At 63.9% G+C, this 16,218-nt stretch carries 13 protein-coding genes; 8 read left to right on the forward strand and 5 right to left on the reverse strand.

Features of this window, described 5'->3' with window-relative positions; translation table 11 throughout:
- Window positions 1–30: 30 nt before the first annotated feature.
- Entirely contained in the window at window positions 31–1,116 is a 1,086-nt protein-coding gene (locus tag QFZ94_RS29170; RefSeq protein ID WP_368583295.1) for a porin, read from the reverse strand.
- A 558-nt stretch (window positions 1,117–1,674) separates the two neighbouring features.
- A complete protein-coding gene (locus tag QFZ94_RS29175; RefSeq protein ID WP_368583359.1) occupies window positions 1,675–2,196 on the reverse strand; it encodes a hypothetical protein in 522 nt (173 codons plus the stop codon).
- A 535-nt stretch (window positions 2,197–2,731) separates the two neighbouring features.
- Here QFZ94_RS29175 and QFZ94_RS29180 point away from each other — a divergent pair.
- The 6 genes from QFZ94_RS29180 to QFZ94_RS29205 all read left to right on the forward strand — a co-directional run bounded on the left by QFZ94_RS29180 (window position 2,732) and on the right by QFZ94_RS29205 (window position 8,019).
- Complete coding sequence (locus QFZ94_RS29180; protein ID WP_429461157.1) at window positions 2,732–3,757, forward strand: bile acid:sodium symporter family protein; 1,026 nt, start codon at window positions 2,732–2,734, stop codon at window positions 3,755–3,757.
- Between the two features lie 371 nt (window positions 3,758–4,128).
- Window positions 4,129–5,115, forward strand: a complete 987-nt coding sequence (locus QFZ94_RS29185; protein ID WP_368624069.1) for a LacI family DNA-binding transcriptional regulator — start codon at window positions 4,129–4,131, stop codon at window positions 5,113–5,115.
- Entirely contained in the window at window positions 5,112–6,413 is a 1,302-nt protein-coding gene (locus QFZ94_RS29190; RefSeq protein WP_429461159.1) for an AGE family epimerase/isomerase, read from the forward strand. Before QFZ94_RS29185 ends, QFZ94_RS29190 begins: the two co-directional genes overlap by 4 nt.
- Window positions 6,410–7,318, forward strand: a complete 909-nt coding sequence (locus tag QFZ94_RS29195; RefSeq protein WP_429461161.1) for a carbohydrate kinase family protein — start codon at window positions 6,410–6,412, stop codon at window positions 7,316–7,318. The genes QFZ94_RS29190 and QFZ94_RS29195 overlap by 4 nt, the downstream gene beginning before the upstream one ends.
- Window positions 7,319–7,471: 153 nt before the next feature.
- Window positions 7,472–7,702, forward strand: coding sequence for a hypothetical protein (locus tag QFZ94_RS29200; protein ID WP_176383813.1), 231 nt, complete (start codon window positions 7,472–7,474; stop codon window positions 7,700–7,702).
- A gap of 71 nt (window positions 7,703–7,773) precedes the next feature.
- On the forward strand, window positions 7,774–8,019 hold the full coding sequence (locus tag QFZ94_RS29205) for a hypothetical protein (protein WP_410848257.1): 246 nt from the start codon (window positions 7,774–7,776) through the stop codon (window positions 8,017–8,019).
- Window positions 8,020–8,110: 91 nt separating this feature from the next.
- On the opposite strand, the gene QFZ94_RS29210 is transcribed toward QFZ94_RS29205, so the two are convergent.
- Complete coding sequence (locus QFZ94_RS29210) at window positions 8,111–8,686, reverse strand: DUF3828 domain-containing protein (RefSeq protein ID WP_429461163.1); 576 nt, start codon at window positions 8,684–8,686, stop codon at window positions 8,111–8,113.
- 581 nt (window positions 8,687–9,267) lie between these two features.
- Between QFZ94_RS29210 and QFZ94_RS29215 the strand changes: the two genes are divergently transcribed.
- On the forward strand, window positions 9,268–10,245 hold the full coding sequence (locus QFZ94_RS29215; RefSeq protein ID WP_368583289.1) for an ion channel: 978 nt from the start codon (window positions 9,268–9,270) through the stop codon (window positions 10,243–10,245).
- Window positions 10,246–10,487: 242 nt separating this feature from the next.
- A complete protein-coding gene (locus tag QFZ94_RS29220) occupies window positions 10,488–14,075 on the forward strand; it encodes an indolepyruvate ferredoxin oxidoreductase family protein (RefSeq protein ID WP_429461164.1) in 3,588 nt (1,195 codons plus the stop codon).
- 24 nt (window positions 14,076–14,099) lie between these two features.
- Here QFZ94_RS29220 and QFZ94_RS29225 read toward each other — a convergent pair whose 3' ends face one another.
- Both QFZ94_RS29225 and QFZ94_RS29230 read right to left on the reverse strand, forming a co-directional pair.
- Window positions 14,100–14,795, reverse strand: coding sequence for a copper homeostasis protein CutC (locus tag QFZ94_RS29225; RefSeq protein ID WP_429461166.1), 696 nt, complete (start codon window positions 14,793–14,795; stop codon window positions 14,100–14,102).
- A 35-nt stretch (window positions 14,796–14,830) separates the two neighbouring features.
- Window positions 14,831–16,117, reverse strand: coding sequence for an EAL domain-containing protein (locus tag QFZ94_RS29230; RefSeq protein ID WP_368583286.1), 1,287 nt, complete (start codon window positions 16,115–16,117; stop codon window positions 14,831–14,833).
- Between the last annotated feature and the right edge of the window lie 101 nt (window positions 16,118–16,218).

A 16,218-nucleotide genomic window follows, 5' to 3' on the forward strand; every position in this document is an offset into this window, starting at 1 on the left:
CGGGCTTTGCGGTGAAACCGTTGGCCGGGATCAGAACTTCGCGCGCAACCCCGCGCCGTACGTGTTGCCGCTCGACTGACCGGTGATGTGGTCATACATGTACGCGGCATAGACGTCGGTGCGCTTGGACAGCGGATAGTCGTAGCCGACCGCCGCCGTCTGGCGCGTCTGGTTCGAACCGCCGCCGTTACGCGAATACGCGTAGGACGCCATCACCGAGCCCGGCCCGAACGGTACCGTGACGCCGCCCTGTCCGGTGTTCACGTGCCAGCTCGTAACCTGCTGGTTGTTGTACGTGTACATGTACTGGCCGTACAGCTTGACGAATTTCAGGTCGTACGACACGCCCGCCTGCGCGACGCTCTGGCTGCGCAGACCCGGCACGCCCGAGGTTTCGAAGCTGCCGAGGTCGCCCGGCACGTTGTTGAAGTTCACGTACTGGTACACCGCGGTCGCCGCGAACGGGCCGTGGAAGTACAGCACCTGGCCGCTCCACTTCTTCGCGCCGTTCTGCGTCGTGTTGCCGAGCGCGTACATCGCCGTCGCCGACAGGCCGTTGAAGTTCGGCGTCGCATACGACACAGCGTTGTTCCAGCCCGAGTCGCCGGTCACGCCCTGGTCGGTCGTGTAAGTCGGGAACGTGCCGAGGCCGAGGTACACGTGGGTGACCATCGGCGAGAACACGTACGAATCGACGAACGGGTTGAACAGGATGGTCGACACGAACAGCGGCGTCGTCAGCCGGCCGGCGGTCACCGTGCCCCACGGCGCTTCGATACCGACGTACGCGTTACGCGAGAACGTCGTGTCACCGGTGAAGCGGCCGTACTCGCCGGTTTGCGCGCGGAAGAAGCCTTCGATCGTGAAGATCGCCTTGTAGCCGTTGCCCAGATCCTCGGTCCCCTTGAAGCCCCAGTAAGACGTCGACATGCCACCGCCCGACACGACCACCGCCGTCTTGCCACCCGGAAACTTCTGCGCACCGACCCATTCGTCGACCTGGCCGTAAAGCTGCACGCTCGATTGCGCGAACGCCGACGATGCGCTCGCCAGCGCGGCGACGCATGCGGTGGTCTTGAGAGTAGTCTTCAGCGCGCTGCTGAGGCTTGTGTTCATGGGTTCTCCAATCTTTGTCAAAAAGGTGTGGCTGTGCGAAAGGGGGCGCTCGCGCGAAAGGTTGTTGTTATCCGTTCGATCGTCGAGTCAATCGGGGCGGGTCCATCTTTGCGGACCATTTTTATAAACAAAAATATCGCTGCTTATTGCGGGTATATCGGTCTGATTAGTTTGGTCGGTTATCGGCTTGATACGACACTTTGAGCGGACTGCGGCCGGCGCCTCGAACGCAATGCGGCATGCGGCGAACGGCGCGCCACAGCGTGTGGGAGCGCCTTGAATGACGGGCCGATGACGCGACGCGGCAGAATGCCAAGATTTGACGCTGACAGATACTTCGATGCCGAGCGTTTTCAAAAAAGTGTGGCGTCGAAACGTCAGATTGGGCGCTCGGGCGCGGCGGAAGGCGCGCAAGGGATCGCGGGAAGGGATTCGGAGGACGGGTTTTGCGACAGGCGATATGCGGTCGCGTTGTGTGCAAAGCCGGCAGGCTCACCCGTTCAGGTAGCGGCGAACGTGGCCCACATGGCGCGAAACGATCGGGTAAATCGCGCTCAGCTAATTGCGATAGGGTGAACCGCCTGGTTGCCGCGGATCGTCGGCTGGACGTTGCATCGGACGCGCGGCGCCGCGCTCTTCGTTGTAGCGGGCGACGTCGGCGCGGATCGAACCGTTGCGCATCGGCATGTTGGACGGGGGATGCGGCACCGGACGCGATTCCGCGCTGACCGGCGTGATCGCGCCGGCATAGCTGGACGGATCGCCGACACGGCGCATGCCGGACTTGTAGCTGCCGAAGCCATAACCGAAATTGGCGTCCGTTATGTTCGGATTGCCGCGCTGCGCGCGTGCGTCACGCCAAGCCGTCGCATTGCGCGAGCCGCGCGGAGCGGGCGCACCGCCCGGGCCGGCGTAATGGCCGTCGCCGCGCATCTCCATGCGCGGCGCGTGGCCCCCAGCCTGGTGCGAATAAGCACCGCCGCCATGCGGCACACCTTGCCCCTTCGCATAGGCGAACGAGCACAGCACGGCGATAACCGCGCCCCACACCCAGTGCCTCGTTCTCGACAACCCGTCCACCTTGTGACTCTCACGCCCGAAGACTTGCCTGAAATCCACCGTTCGAGCTGCGATGGACCTGTTGCGGGAGGAGAAATGCGCCGCGTGCCTGCCGCGGCGCAGGGCATCCCTGCGGCCTTTGACTGAGTAATTTATGGTCGTGGGCAGAGGGTGTCGAGCCAAAAAGTGTTAGGTCTCGTCGGTGGATGTAACACCCTGTTACTGCGGCGTTTTTCCGCGCTGGAGCCCTTGTGCGGGGGCGTCTTTGCGGCTTGCCAAGGGGCCTTTTTTCCTCCCTCACGCAAGCGCCGTTTGTTGCAAATAAACGCCGCCTGCAACGTCAATGGGTAAACGATTTGTGGCGAGGAAGCACGTCGCCAATACTGAAATCGGGTGCGCCGCGCGGGTCAATGCGCAAACTTCATTAATCGATTCGGCAAATGAATTTGCGTTTTCAATCGACTTTCGACAACAATAGTCGTTTCACATTGGCACGCACCGCGCCCTGACAGGCCCGTCCCGTGCTTACACCGCGTCATTGAATTGAGATTGCGACATGGCCCGTCCGAAACTCCTTCCCGATAACTTCACGCTGTGCCTCGTCGGCACCGTGATCCTCGCCAGCCTGCTGCCCGTTCATGGACAGGCCGCGGTGGGATTCAACTGGGTGACGAACATCGCGGTCGGCCTGCTGTTCTTCCTGCACGGCGCGAAGCTGTCACGCGAGGCGATCATTGCGGGCGCGACGCACTGGCGCCTTCACCTGGTGGTGCTGCTGAGCACGTTCGCGCTGTTTCCGCTGCTCGGCCTCGCGCTTAAACCGGTCCTTTCGCCGCTGGTCACACCGTCGCTCTACGCCGGCGTCCTCTTCCTCTGCACGCTGCCATCGACGGTCCAGTCGTCGATCGCGTTCACGTCCATTGCCAAGGGCAACGTGCCGGCCGCGGTATGCAGCGCGTCCGCCTCGAGCCTGCTCGGCATCTTCGTCACCCCAGCACTCGTCAGCCTCATCGTGACGAATCAGGCCGCGAGCGGCGGCACTTCGCCGTGGCATACGATCGGCAACATCGTGCTGCAACTGCTCGTGCCGTTCGTGGCCGGCCAACTGCTGCGCCCGCTGATCGGCAAGTGGATCGAGAAGAATCGCGGCGTGCTGAAGTTCGTCGACCAGGGCTCGATCCTGCTCGTCGTGTACGGCGCGTTCAGCGAGGCCGTCACCGAAGGCCTGTGGCACACGATTCCGCTTTCTGCGCTCGGCGGCCTCGTCGTGGTGAGCTGCGTGCTGCTCGCGCTCGCGCTGGGCATGACGATCTTCGCGAGCAAGCGGCTCGGTTTCAACCGCGCGGACCAGATCACGATCATCTTCTGCGGCTCGAAGAAGAGCCTCGCCGCCGGCGTGCCGATGGCCAAGGTGATCTTCGCGTCGCACGCGGTCGGCGCCGTGGTGCTGCCGCTGATGCTGTTCCATCAGATCCAGCTGATGGTCTGCGCCGCGCTCGCGCAGCGCTGGGGCGCCCGCGACCTCAGCGGCGAGAGCGAGGCGGCGGCGCGGCGACCCGCCGCCGCCGTCGCGCGCCGTTGAACGCACACGCAATGCAAACAGGACATTCATAAGCGCCCTCCCTGAGCGTCGTTTTGATCGTGTGAAGCAAGCCGCCTTCGGGCGGCTTTTTCTTTTGGCGCTTCATTGGCCGTTGTCGCTATTTCACGCGCAAACGCTCTCGCTGTCGCCTCGGCCGGATGGCATAGGACGATTCTGGATGAACGTCGAAAACGGCGGCCCACCTATTGTTTAGTCTTTTTTACTAAACACTTTAACTTCAGACAACTCCATAAAATACGGGTATTTACCGGTGTTGCTCGGACGTTTTGCGGGCTGTTTTGGCAGCGTTTTACTATACAATCGCCCGACCTGAACCCGTGCTGCCTCGCCTTGCGCGGCAGCTTCATTCGATGGCAACAACCATCCGCGACGTCGCCCGCGCGGCCAGCGTTTCGATCGGCACCGTGTCGCGCGCGCTCAAAAATCAGCCGGGCCTTTCCGAGGCCACGCGCGAACGCGTCGTCCGAGCGGCGCGCCAACTCGGCTACGATTCGGCGCAGCTGCGTCCGCGCATCCGTCGCCTGACTTTCCTGCTGCATCGTCAGCACAACAACTTCGCCGCGAGCCCGTTTTTCTCGCACGTGCTGCACGGCGTCGAAGACGCGTGCCGCGAGCGCGGCATCGTGCCGTCGGTGCTCACCGCCGGGCCGACCGAGGACGTGATTCACCAGATGCGCCTGCACGCGCCCGACGCCGTCGCGATCGCCGGCTTCGTCGAGCCCGAAACGCTCGCCACGCTGGTCGCGATGCAACGCCCACTGGTGCTGATCGATCTATGGTCGCCGGGCCTGCGCTCGGTCAATCTCGACAACGCCGGCGGCGCCACCCTCGCGATGCGCCATCTGTTCGCGCAGCAGCGCAAGCGCGTCGCGTTCATCGGCGGCTCGCTCGCGCACTTCAGCATCGCCGAGCGCGCGCTCGGCTACCGGCGCGCGTTCTTCGAAGCGGGGCTGCTGTTCGACCCGTCGCTCGAAGTGACCATCGACGCCGGGCTCGATCCCGACACCGGCGCCGCGCGCGCGATGCAGCGCCTGCTCGACGCGCCGGGCCCGCGCCCCGACGCCGTATTCGCATTCAACGATGCCGCCGCGCTCGCCGCGCTGCGCGTATGCCTCGCGCGCGGTCTGAGCGTGCCCGACGACATCGCGATCATCGGTTTCGACGACATTCCCGCCGCCGCCCACTCGACCCCGCCGCTATCGACGATCGCTGTCGACAAGGAAGCGCTCGGCCGACGCGGCGTCGAACTGCTGCTCGAAGACTCGCCCGCCGAACTCGAAGTCCGCTTGCCCGTTCAACTCGTTGCCCGTGCCAGTACTTTGGTGAAAACGCCATGACGAAAACCGATCCGCATCACCCTCTCACCGACGTCGTGAAGGCGCCGCCGGTCGCCAGCTTCCGCAAGCGCGAGTTTTTGCTCGCGCACATCGAGGACACGCTGCGCTTCTATGCGCCGAACGTGCTCGACCCGAGCGGCGGCTTCTACCACTTCTTCCGCGACGACGGTTCGGTCTACAACCGGACCACGCGCCATTTGGTGAGCAGTTGCCGCTACGTGTTCAACTACGCGATGGCGTACCGGCAGTTCGGCGACCCGAAGCACCTCGAATACGCGCGGCACGGCCTGCGCTTTCTGCGCGACGCGCACTGGGACTCGCAGCACGAGGGCTACGACTGGGAAATCGAATGGCGCGACGGCAGAAAACGCACGCTCGACGCGACGCGCCACTGCTACGGCCTCGCGTTCGTGCTGCTCGCATACTCGCATGCGGCGATGGCCGGCATCGAAGAAGCGAAACCGATGATCGGCGCGACCTTTGAACTGATGGAGCACCGCTTCTGGGACCCCGCCGCCGGCCTCTATGCCGACGACGCATCGGCCGACTGGCGCGTCAGCACGTATCGCGGGCAGAACGCGAACATGCATACCACCGAGGCGCTGCTCGCCGCGCACGAGGCGACCGGTCATCTGGTGTATCTCGATCGCGCCGAGCGCGTCGCGTCGAACATCACGCTGCGCCAGGCGAAGCTGTCGCAAGGACTCGTGTGGGAGCACTTTCGCGCGGACTGGTCGGTCGACTGGCATTACAACGAGGAAGACAGCTCGAACATCTTCCGTCCGTGGGGCTTCCAGCCGGGCCATCAAACCGAATGGGCGAAGCTGCTGCTGATTCTCGAACGCTTCCGTCCGCTGCCGTGGCTGCTGCCGCGCGCGATCGAACTGTTCGACGCCGCGATGACGCACGCATGGGACGAAGACCACGGCGGCCTCTACTACGGCTTCGGCCCCGACGGCACCGTGTGCGATCACGACAAGTACTTCTGGGTGCAGGCCGAGACGTTCGCGGCCGCCGCGCTGCTAGGCAAGCGCACCGGCAACGAGCGCTTCTGGGACTGGTACGACGAGATCTGGCGCTATAGCTGGACGCATTTCGTCGACCACAAGTACGGCGCGTGGTATCGCATCCTGACTTGCGACAACCGCAAGTACAGCGACGAAAAGAGCCCGGCCGGCAAGACCGACTATCACACGATGGGCGCGTGCTACGAAGTGCTCGCCCATGCGCTCGGCGAAGACGCGTCTGCAGGATCGACCGCGCCCGCCGCAGCGGTTTCAGCGGAGAAAGCACAATGAGCGCGACCACCGACCTCCCCGTTTTCGTGTCCGCCGGTGACATCCTCACCGACCTCGTGCGCACCGGAGCATCGCATTGGCTGTCGCGTCCGGGCGGCGCCGGCTGGAACGTCGCGCGCTGCGTCGCGCGGCTCGGCCTGCCGACCGCGTGCGCGGGCTCGCTGGGCGTCGATAACTTCTCTGACGAGCTGTGGGACGCGAGCGTCGCCGCCGGGCTCGACATGCGCTTCCTGCAGCGCGTCGAGCACCCGCCGCTGCTCGCGATCGTGCATCAGACGCATCCTCCCGCGTACTTCTTCATGGGCGAGAACAGCGCCGACCTCGCGTTCGATCCAGCCAGGCTACCGGCCGGCTGGATGAACGCAGTGAAATGGGCGCACTTCGGCGGCATCAGCCTCGTGCGTCAGCCGCTCGGCGATACGCTCGCGGCGCTCGCCGCCGAGTTGCGCTCGCACGGCGTGAAGATCAGCTTCGATCCGAACTATCGCAATCTGATGGAGCACGGCTACGAGCCGACCTTGCGCCAGATGGCCGCGCTCGCGGATCTGATCAAGGTATCGGACGAAGACTTGCGCATGTTCTTCAAGACCAGCGACGAAGCCGCCGCGCTCGCGCAATTGCGCGCGATGAATCCGGCCGCCACCGTGCTCGTCACCCGCGGCCCCGACACGGCGATGCTGCTCGACGGCGCCGCGGTGATCGAGGCAAAGCCGCCGCGCGTCGAAGTAGTCGATACGGTCGGCGCGGGCGATGCGTCGATCGGCGGTCTGCTGTTCAGCCTGATGAGCGCGCCGCAACGCCGGTGGCCCGAGCATCTCGCATTCGCGCTCGCCGCAGGCGCTGCGGCTTGCGGCCATGCCGGCGCGCACGCGCCGACGCTCGACGAGGTGGTCGCGCTGCTGTAAAACGCGGCGCTGTAATTCTGCTGCCTTGGGGCGCGCGTAGCGTGACGGATGTCGAGCACGTCGCGCGGCGCGAAGCCGGCCTGGGCGGGAACCGATCCCGCCACGCCGTGCTAGGATGAAAATATCGAAACCTTTGCGAAAAGGAGCGAGGCCATGGAGGACGTCACCTACACAAAAGGGATCTACACGGCCACTGCGTCGATAAGAGAAGTCGCACAGGACGCCTTTCAAGGTGTCGTCACCCTCGCGCGCGACGAGGGCGAACCCAGCGAAGATCAGGAGACCACGCTCTACGAAGTCGACTCGACGTCGTCGACGCCGGGAGAAGCGCTCGAAGAAGCCAAAGCGCTCGCACATCGAATCCTCGGGGAAATCGAACTGTAGGCCGAACCAAGGCGCAGCAGCGTGCTCGCGCATTGGCGCACCGCTGCGGGGTCGGCCGGCTGGAGGCGATCATGTCTGAACAGCTGTTCCAATACGGCGTGTATTCGATTCACGTTCGTCCGCTCGAGCTGAGCGGCGCGCGCTGGGACGCGGAATACGAAATCCGTCATCGCGAGAAGCCCGTCAAGCCGTGGACCACGGTCGGCGGCGACGCGGGCTTTGCCGAGCAGGCCGAAGCGGTGGAAAGCGCGCATCGGCAGGCCGTCGACGATATCGAGCACGGCGCGGGGATTCCGAAGCCGCACGTGTTTCCGTAAGCGGTTGTCGACGCGCTTTTTGAGGTCGCGTCGAGATTCGCCGTGGCGGCCTTGAGCGCTGCGCGTCGCCACGCAAGATAACGCTGAGCTGTCAGCGATAGTCGAGCGTGTCGACGACTTTGGTGATCTTCCAGATTCCGTTTTCCTGGCGCAAAAACACGATATTGGTCTGTTTGTCTTTCAAGCCGAACGTAACAGCCATGAGCGCCACGCTGTCGAGCATGAAGACTGGATGCACCGCTATATGCCCGGCCCAATCTTTCTCGTCGAAGTCTTGCACTTTCGTGAAGTACTCCGCATCTTCGGAGAATTTGTTGGCCTGATATTGCTTTCGTAATAAATCGACGGTTGGTTTTGCAACGTGCCTGTATATCTCCTTGTCCATGATCGGATAGTCGCGGTCTGCGGCCAGGCGCGGAATGAACCATGCGTAGAAATCTCTTACGCGGGTCTCGGGAGTTGCTTGTTCGGCGTGGGTCGCGTTTCCTGCATATGAGGTGCCGTTAAAAATCAGCAACAGCGCGGCGATAAAAATCGCCAGATATTTTCTCATGGATGCAACCTCAATCGTGGCGATAGATCTTGTAATCCGGTCGTGCGGACCGGTAATCGGAACCGGGATAGAAGCCACGCCACTGCTTGAAATCGGAAATCCAGTATTGTCCATCGTACGTTGCCATATGTCCGTGCGGATGCAAATGGATGCCGTCGATCACGATTACATCGCCTTTTTGGGGAGAGGCTGTCGATACCGCACGAAACCCAGCGTGAGCCAACGAAAGCCCGTAGTCTTTCGCGGACCGGGTGCGAGCCAATACAATTCCGCCTCGCTCAATTGCTTCTCTAACGTACCGGGCGCATTCTCCACGGCTCACTGGTCTTGCATTCGAGTGCAAATAGTTAACAGCAGCGGTCTTATCCCACGACATATCAGATTATTTCAATCATATTTTGATTTCGGAATGGTACAGCAAATTAAAAAAACAAACCAAGACATTTGATTATCTCGAAAACAATTTAAATTGAGATAGCTTTTCCGAATAAAAATAACCCTCGTCACTACCATGCTAGTGACGAGGTAAATCAAGCTGATCGGCACGGTCCAGTCAACTACATGAGCCTTGTCATATAACGTCGGAATGCTGAATGTCATTCGCAAAACTGCAAGGCAACGGCGCCGCTTCGCCCCTCTCTACCCCCTCTCGCGCCATGCTACGCTGTGCCTGTATTGATCCCCACGAGCGCGTGATGGCAACCGAACCGTCAGACCGTTTTTCCACGCTCGGCGACCCCGACACCGACACGAGCGCGCCGAGGCGCCGCCCACGCGGCAGCCGCGAAATGCGTCTCGACGATCGCGTGGTGATCGCGCACGGCATGCCGACACCGTTGTGGCAAGACCTGTATCACCGCGCGCTCGGCGTGCGCTGGCCGGTGTTCTTCGTGTCGCTCGCGCTGCTGTTCCTGCTGCTCAACACCGTGTTCGCGATGCTCTACATGCTCGGCGACGCTCCGATCGCGAATCTGTTTCCGAAGGGCTTCGGCGGCGCGTTCTTCTTTAGCGTCGAAACGCTCGCCACGGTCGGCTACGGCGACATGCATCCGCAAACCGTCTACGCGCACTGGATCGCGACGCTGGAAATCTTCATCGGCATGTCCAGCATCGCGTTGGCGACCGGGCTGATCTTCGCGCGCTTTTCGCGGCCACACGCCAAGATCATGTTCGCGCGCTATGCGGTGATCCGGCCGATCGACGGCCGCATGACGTTGATGGTGCGCTCGGCCAACGCGCGTCAGAACGTGATTGCCGAGGCACGCGCGCGGCTGCGCATCATGCGTCTGGAGACGTCGATCGAAGGCTTTACGCTGCGCAAGCTCTACGACCTCACGCTGGTACGCGACCAGCACCCGGTGTTCAAGCTCGGCTGGACGCTGATGCACATCATCGACGAAGCGAGTCCGCTGTTCGGCGAAAACGCCGAATCGTTGAAGGGCCGCGATGTGTCGCTGCTGCTCACCCTCGAAGGCATCGACGAATCGACGTCGCAAACCATGCAGGCGCGCCACATGTGGACCTGCGACCAGATCGTCTGGCAGCACCGGTTCGTCGACATCATGAGCGAGCAAGACGGCGTGAGCCACATCGACTATTCGCACTTCGACGAGATCGTGCCGCTCGATGCGGCGCCGCTCCAACCCGACATCGCGGCGAACACCGCGCAGTAGCAATAGCCACAGTCCCATTCGACGCCCCACGATACCCAGGGGATACCCGAAGCGCGCCGCCGCATGGCAAATCCGGCTCAAAAGCGGGCCGAAACGCGCGAGTCATCGCGCCCATTCGCGCACGCCCGATTAAAGAAGCAATAATTCACTCCCGCGAGCGCTAAAAAATAGAGTCTCTTTCGCTGCGCGGTATCGGTGACCCCACCACCCGCGCGCCGAGCCAGAACATTGGAGACTCCCCCATGACCGCTCGCCTGCCCATCGACGGCACGCCCGCTCTCGCCGACTACAAGCTTTCCGACAATCTCACCGCGACGCGCGGCCGGATCTTTCTGACCGGCACCCAGGCGCTCGTGCGCCTGCCTCTGATGCAGCGTGCGCTCGACAAAACCCGCGCCCTGAACACCGCCGGTTTCATCAGCGGCTATCGCGGCTCGCCGCTCGGCATGGTCGATCAGCAATTGTGGAAGGCGAAAAAACTGCTCGCTGCGAGCGACGTCCGCTTTCTGCCCGCGATCAACGAAGAACTCGGCGGCACCGCCGTGCTCGGCACGCAGCGCGTCGAAGCCGATCCCGAGCGCACCGTCGACGGCGTATTCGCGATGTGGTACGGCAAGGGCCCGGGCGTCGACCGCGCGGGCGATGCGCTGAAGCACGGCAACGCGTACGGCTCGTCGCCGCACGGCGGCGTGCTGGTGGTCGCGGGCGACGATCACGGCTGTGTGTCGTCGTCGATGCCGCATCAGAGCGACTTCGCGATGATGGCGTGGCATATGCCGGTGGTGAATCCGTCGAACATCGCGGACATGCTCGAATTCGGCCTGTACGGCTGGGCGTTGTCGCGCTTCTCGGGCGCGTGGGTCGGCTACAAGGCGATTTCGGAGACCGTCGAATCGGGCTCGACCGTCGATCTCGACGCGCTGCAAACCGAATGGGCACCGCCGCAGGAATTCGAAGCACCAGCCGGCGGTTTGCACAACCGCTGGCCCGATCTGCCGAGCCTGACGATCGAAGCGCGTCTGCACGCGAAGCTCGACGCGGTGCGCCGGATTGCGCGCATCAACAGCATCGACAAATGGATCGCGCCGAGCCCGCACGCGAACGTCGGCATCGTCACGTGCGGCAAGGCGCATCTCGATCTGATGGAAGCGCTGCGCCGGCTCGATCTGACGGTCGCCGATCTCGACGCGGCCGGCGTGCGCATCTACAAGGTCGGGCTGTCGTTTCCGCTGGAGATGACACGCATCGACGCGTTCGTATCGGGCCTGTCCGAAGTGCTCGTGATCGAAGAGAAGGGCCCCGTGATCGAGCAGCAGATCAAGGACTATCTGTACAACCGCACGCAAGGCACGCGGCCGGTCGTGATCGGCAAGCACGCCGAAGATGGCACGTTGCTGCTGTCGTCGCTCGGCGAATTGCGGCCGTCGCGCATCCTGCCGGTGTTCGCGAACTGGCTCGCGAAGCACAAGCCGGCGCTCGATCGCCGCGAACGCGTCGTCGATCTGGTCGCGCCGCAGATCCTGTCGAACGCGGCGGACAGCGTGAAGCGCACGCCGTACTTCTGCTCCGGCTGTCCGCACAACACGTCGACGAAAGTGCCGGACGGTTCGATCGCGCAGGCCGGCATCGGCTGTCACTTCATGGCGTCGTGGATGGAGCGCGATACGACCGGGCTGATTCAGATGGGCGGCGAAGGCGTCGACTGGGCCGCGCATTCGATGTTCACGAAGACCCGCCACGTATTCCAGAATCTCGGCGACGGCACCTATTTTCACTCGGGCATTCTCGCGATCCGCCAGGCGGTCGCGGCGAAAGCGACGATCACCTACAAGATCCTCTATAACGACGCGGTCGCGATGACGGGCGGCCAGCCCGTCGACGGCAGCATCTCCGTGCCGCAGATCGCGCGACAGGTCGAAGCCGAGGGCGTGTCGCGTTTCGTCGTGGTCAGCGACGAGCCCGAGAAATACGACGGCCATCACGGCCAGTTTCCGCAGGGCACGACGTTTCACCATCGCAGCGAGATGGACGCGGTGCAGCGCGAGTTGCGCGACACTGACGGCGTGACCGTGCTGATCTACGACCAGACCTGCGCGGCCGAAAAACGCCGTCGTCGCAAGAAAGGCGAGTTCCCCGATCCGAACAAGCGGCTCTTCATCAACGAAGAAGTCTGCGAAGGCTGCGGCGATTGCGGCGTGCAGTCGAACTGTTTGTCGGTGGAACCGGTGGAAACCGCGCTCGGTCGCAAGCGCCGCATCGATCAGTCGTCGTGCAACAAGGACTACTCGTGCGTGAACGGCTTTTGCCCGAGCTTCGTCACCGTCGAAGGCGGCACGCTGAAAAAGGCCGCGGGCGTCGCCTTCGATCCGCAGGCGCTCGCCGCCCAAGTCAACGCCTTGCCGATTCCCGCGACGCCACTCGATGCCGCGCCGTACGACATCCTCGTCACCGGAGTCGGCGGCACCGGTGTCGTGACGGTCGGCGCATTGATCAGCATGGCCGCGCACCTCGAAGGCAAGAGCGCGTCGGTGCTCGACTTCATGGGCTTCGCGCAAAAGGGCGGCGCGGTGCTGTCGTTCGTGCGTTTTGCCGCGCGCGACGAATGGCTGAACCAGGTGCGCATCGACACGCAGCAGGCCGACGTGCTGCTCGCCTGCGACATGGTGGTCGGCGCGAGCGCCGATGCGCTGCAGACGGTGCGGCATGGCCGCACGCGCATCGTCGTCAACACGCATGCGATTCCGAACGCGAGCTTCGTGCAGAACCCGGACGCGACGCTGCATGCCGACGCGCTGATCGACAAGATGCGTCACGCGGCCGGTGCAGAGCGCATGTCGACGTGCGACGCGCAAGCGCTCGCTACGCGTTTTCTCGGGGACACGATCGGCGCGAACATTCTGATGCTCGGTTTCGCGTGGCAGCTCGGTTTGGTGCCGGTATCGTTCGCCGCGATGATGCGCGCGATCGAACTGAACAACGTCGCCGTGCAGATGAACCAGCTCGCGTTTTCGATCGGGCGCATGGCCGCGGCTGATCCGGCCGCGCTCGAATCGCTGTGGCAGTCGCGCCATGCGCCGAAGCCGGGCGTGCGGGTCGATACGCTCGACGAGCTGATCGCGCATCGTGAAGCACGTCTGCTCGCGTATGGCGGTGCCGCTTACGTGAAGCGCTATCGCACGCTAGTCGATACGGCTCGCCGCGCGGAAACGGCCGTCGATAAGACGAGCGAGCGGGTGACACGTGCAGTCGCGACGACGTTCTATCGGCTGCTCGCGGTGAAGGATGAGTACGAAGTCGCACGTCTGCATACGGATGCCGCGTTCCGCGAAGCGCTCGAAGCGCAGTTCGAGGGCGCTGCCGGCAAGGACTTCACGATCCGCTTCAACCTCGCGCCGCCGACGCTTACGCGCGCGCAGCCCGGCGCCGTGCCCACGAAGAAGACCTATGGTCAGTGGATGTGGCCCGTGCTCGGCCTGCTCGCGAAATGGCGAGGTCTTCGCGGCACGGCGCTCGATCCGTTCGGCCGCACACTCGAGCGCAAGATGGAGCGCGAACTCGCGAGCGATTACGAAACCACGCTGCAACGCGCGCTGGCAAAACTCGACGCGAGCCATCTCGACGACGTCGCGAAACTCGCTGAACTGCATGCGCGCGTACGCGGTTATGGGCACGTGAAGCTGGCGAATCTGGCGGGGGTCAAGCGTGGTGAACGCGACCTCGCCGCGCGCCTCGGCATCGATGCTGCGACGGGTGTCGCGGTGAAGAAGTCGCTCGAGGAAATGAAGGGCGCCGGGCAATTGCGCGGCATTCCGGTGGTGGTCGCGAAGTAAGTACGTTCGTTGCGCTGCTCGGTTTTACGTCGCGTCGAGCAGCGCCCTCACCTGCATCACTTTCGCCGGATCGACGGGCGCGAGTCCGTTGCCGTTCACCCGCACGCCGGAGCCGAAATGGACGGCCTCGACGTGCGTGTTGCTCACGAAGTCCGCGACCGCATCGACCGTCAAGCCGGCACCGGCGAGCACCGTGCACGGCGAGCCTTCAGCCTGCCGCACCAGCTCGCTGACCACGGCTTGCGCCTGCAGCACCGACGGCTTTCCGCCCGACGTCAGCACGTTCGTCACCGCGTCGAAACCGAGCAATACATCGAGCGCTTCGCGCAGATCGCGCGCTTCATCGAACGCGCGATGGAACGTGATCGCGAGTCCATCGGCAGCTTCGCACGCGCGCGCGAGACCTTCACGGTCGATCGCGCGCTCGGCATCCAGCATGCCGATCACGATGCCGTTCGCGCCCGCCGCCTTCACCGCACGGATGTCGCGCAGCATCACCGCGTAATCGTCGGCGTCGTAGACGAACGAGCGGCTATGCGGCCGCACGATCACGTTCACGGGGATGCGGACCGCGGCTACCACCGCCTCGATCAAGCCCACACTCGGCGTCAGACCGCCCTCGCCCATCGCGGTCACGAGTTCGAGACGGTCGGCTCCGGCTTGCGCGGCAGCGCGCGCATCGGCGACGGTCGTGGCAATCACTTCGAGCAGCACGGACATGAGCGCAGGCTGATTTCGATTAAAACGACATCATGTCAGATGCGCGCGCCGCGTTCGTCCTCGACCCAATCGATATCGCCGCACAGCACGCAGGTCTCGCTGCCGACGCGCGTCGCCACCGACAGCGTCACGCACGGCAACGCCTCGTTGATCGACAGATACGGCCGCGTCACGTGCACGCGCTCCGGCGCATTGATCGCGACGCTGAAGTACGGCCGACGCAGCCAGTTCGCGCCCTGCGCGTCGGCGAGCGGCAGAAAGCGCGTTTCGTGCGCCGCGCGATCGGCGCGCAGCACGACGTTGCGGCCAGCCTGGCGGCCCTTCGCATCGAGCAGAAAACAGCGCGCCGCGTGATCGAGCGCGAGGAAATTCCAGCACACCTCGTCGAGCGGCTCTCCGGCGGCGAGACGCTCCGCGGCGCGCTCGAACGCGCGCAGATACGGCGCGAGCCGGATCGCGCTGCGCCGCTCGCGCGCCTCGGCCTGCGCGCGATAACGCTCGGTGACTTCGCCGATGCAAATCGCCGTGTGGATCGCATCGGCAATACCGGGACTCGGCCGGCCGAAGAAAAACCCCTGCACGAAGTCCGCATTGCAGGCGAGCGCCATTTGAGCTTCGTGCTCAGTCTCGACGCCCTCGATCAGCACGAGCTTGCCCGCCTCATGCAGCAGCGACACGAGCCCCGGCAGGATCGTCGCCATGTCGGCGCGATGCGCGGCGTGCGACAGCATGATGCGGTCGAGCTTCACGATATCGGGATTCAGTTGCCAGATCCGCTCGATGTTCGAATGGCCGGCACCGAAATCATCGAGCGCGATCAGGAAGCCGCGCTCGCGGAACTCGCGCACCGCGTCGGCGAGTCGATCGAGATCTTCGGCGCGCTGCTCGAGCACTTCGAGCACGACACGCCGCGGCGACAGATCGAGCCGCCGCAGATTGGCCAGCAAAGCGGCCGCGAGATACGGGTCGGTCAGCACGCCCGGATGCACGTTCAGGAACAACCATTCGCGCTCCGCGCCGAGCACCTTGAAGTTCTCTAGATGCAACGTCTGCGCGAGCCGGTCGATCTGCAGCGCGTCGCCGAGGCGCGCGGCCTCGCCGAATACGTCGAGCGGCGACACCGCGCGATCGAGCGCGTCGTGCGCGCGCAGCAAGCCCTCGTAGCCAACCGCGCGCAGGTGCGACAAACTGAAAATCGGCTGGAACACGCTAGTCAGCGTCAGTTCGCCGTGCTGCACCGAATAGCGTCGAAGGCCCGAGGTCACCTCGACCTCGAAGCCGTGCGGCACGCTTGCCGCCCTGTCCTGTTGCGCAGTCGTCATGCAATCCTCTCACGCGAGAACCGGCCGGTCAGAACGCGAACGGCAACTAGACCGACACCGTCTCTCAAATGTGCGTCATCGTTACCGGTTAAGCAAGGTCC

This window comes from Paraburkholderia sp. JPY465, from assembly GCF_050436725.1.
Taxonomy (GTDB): domain Bacteria; phylum Pseudomonadota; class Gammaproteobacteria; order Burkholderiales; family Burkholderiaceae; genus Paraburkholderia; species Paraburkholderia youngii.

Coding starts and splice junctions, on each gene's coding strand:
- QFZ94_RS29230 (WP_368583286.1), bottom strand. CDS start 16,117: ATGACGACTGCGCAACAGGACAGGGCGGCAAGCGTGCCGCACGGCTTC.
- QFZ94_RS29215 (WP_368583289.1), top strand. CDS start 9,268: ATGGCAACCGAACCGTCAGACCGTTTTTCCACGCTCGGCGACCCCGAC.
- QFZ94_RS29210 (WP_429461163.1), bottom strand. CDS start 8,686: ATGGACAATACTGGATTTCCGATTTCAAGCAGTGGCGTGGCTTCTATC.
- QFZ94_RS29185 (WP_368624069.1), top strand. CDS start 4,129: ATGGCAACAACCATCCGCGACGTCGCCCGCGCGGCCAGCGTTTCGATC.
- QFZ94_RS29195 (WP_429461161.1), top strand. CDS start 6,410: ATGAGCGCGACCACCGACCTCCCCGTTTTCGTGTCCGCCGGTGACATC.
- QFZ94_RS29205 (WP_410848257.1), top strand. CDS start 7,774: ATGTCTGAACAGCTGTTCCAATACGGCGTGTATTCGATTCACGTTCGT.
- QFZ94_RS29225 (WP_429461166.1), bottom strand. CDS start 14,795: ATGTCCGTGCTGCTCGAAGTGATTGCCACGACCGTCGCCGATGCGCGC.
- QFZ94_RS29190 (WP_429461159.1), top strand. CDS start 5,112: ATGACGAAAACCGATCCGCATCACCCTCTCACCGACGTCGTGAAGGCG.
- QFZ94_RS29200 (WP_176383813.1), top strand. CDS start 7,472: ATGGAGGACGTCACCTACACAAAAGGGATCTACACGGCCACTGCGTCG.
- QFZ94_RS29170 (WP_368583295.1), bottom strand. CDS start 1,116: ATGAACACAAGCCTCAGCAGCGCGCTGAAGACTACTCTCAAGACCACC.
- QFZ94_RS29220 (WP_429461164.1), top strand. CDS start 10,488: ATGACCGCTCGCCTGCCCATCGACGGCACGCCCGCTCTCGCCGACTAC.
- QFZ94_RS29180 (WP_429461157.1), top strand. CDS start 2,732: ATGGCCCGTCCGAAACTCCTTCCCGATAACTTCACGCTGTGCCTCGTC.